1 protein-coding gene is annotated in these 1586 nt (G+C 59.5%); it reads left to right on the plus strand.

All coding sequences use genetic code 11. From position 1 onward, the window contains the following. Positions 1-1586: periplasmic nitrate reductase subunit alpha (napA, locus tag ABK249_RS33740; RefSeq protein WP_348864917.1), on the plus strand; the 1586-nt coding region annotated here is incomplete at both ends.

Genomic DNA, 1586 nt, shown 5'->3' on the forward strand with positions numbered 1-1586 from the left:
GGCCAGGTTGTCGCCACCCATGGCGACATGCAGGCGGAGGTCAATCGCGGCCTGAACTGTATCAAGGGTTACTTCCTCTCCAAGATCATGTATGGCGAGGACCGGCTTACCCAGCCCTTGCTGCGCAAGCGGAACGGCCAATACGCCAAGGACGGCGAATTCGAGCCTGTCAGCTGGGACGAGGCCTTCGACGTGATGGCTGAGCAGTGCAAGAGGGTGCTGAAGGAAAAGGGGCCGACCGCTGTCGGAATGTTCGGCTCCGGCCAATGGACCATCTTCGAAGGTTATGCCGCGACCAAGCTGATGCGGGCGGGGTTCCGCTCCAACAATCTCGACCCCAACGCCCGGCACTGTATGGCGTCCGCGGCCTATGCGTTCATGCGCACCTTCGGCATGGACGAGCCGATGGGCTGTTATGACGATTTCGAAAACGCAGATGCCTTTGTGCTCTGGGGTTCGAACATGGCGGAGATGCATCCGATTCTCTGGACGCGTGTGGCGGACCGGCGGCTCGGCCACGGCCATGTCAAGGTTGCCGTGCTTTCCACCTTCACCCATCGCAGCATGGATCTCGCCGACATACCGATCATCTTCACGCCCGGGACGGATCTCGCCATCCTGAACTACATCGCAAACCACATCATCACCAGCGGCAAGGTCAACGAGGAGTTCGTCCGCAACCATACGACCTTCATGAAAGGCGTGGACAATATCGGCTATGGCCTGCGCCCAGAGGACCCGCTGGAACTCAAGGCCACCAATGCCGGTGATCCGACCAAGACGGAGCCGATCGATTTCGACGCCTTCAAGAAATTCGTTTCCGACTACACGCTCGAAAAGACCGCCGAACTGACCGGGGCCGATCCCGGCTTTCTGCAGCAGCTTGCCGAACTTTATGCCGATCCGAACCGGAAGGTCATGTCGCTCTGGACCATGGGCTTCAACCAGCATGTCCGCGGGGTGTGGGCCAACCAGATGGTCTACAATCTCCATCTGCTGACCGGCAAGATTTCCGAGCCTGGAAACAGCCCCTTCTCGCTCACCGGCCAGCCGTCCGCCTGTGGAACGGCTCGAGAAGTCGGCACCTTCGCGCATAGGCTGCCTGCCGATATGGTCGTCACCAATCCCGAGCACCGGCATCATGCGGAAGAGTTGTGGAAGCTTCCTGAAGGGCTGCTTCCCGACAAGCCGGGTTATCATGCCGTCCAGCAGGACCGAATGTTGAAGGACGGCAAGCTCAGCTTCTATTGGGTGCAGGTCAACAACAATGTCCAGGCAGCCCCGAATACCAAGAACGAGACCTATCAGGGTTACCGCAACCCGGACAATTTCATCGTCGTCTCCGATGCCTATCCGACGATCACGGCGATGTCGGCCGACCTCATTTTGCCCGCCGCCATGTGGGTGGAGAAGGAGGGAGCCTATGGCAATGCCGAGCGCCGCACCCATGTCTGGCACCAACTGGTGCAGGCTCCGGGCGATGCGCGGTCCGATCTTTGGCAGATAGCGGAGTTTTCAAAGCGCTTCACCACCGACGAGGTTTGGCCCGCGGATATATTGGACAAGCACCCTGATTATCGTGGCAA

This window comes from Neorhizobium phenanthreniclasticum, from assembly GCF_040066075.1.
Lineage (GTDB): Bacteria > Pseudomonadota > Alphaproteobacteria > Rhizobiales > Rhizobiaceae > Neorhizobium > Neorhizobium petrolearium.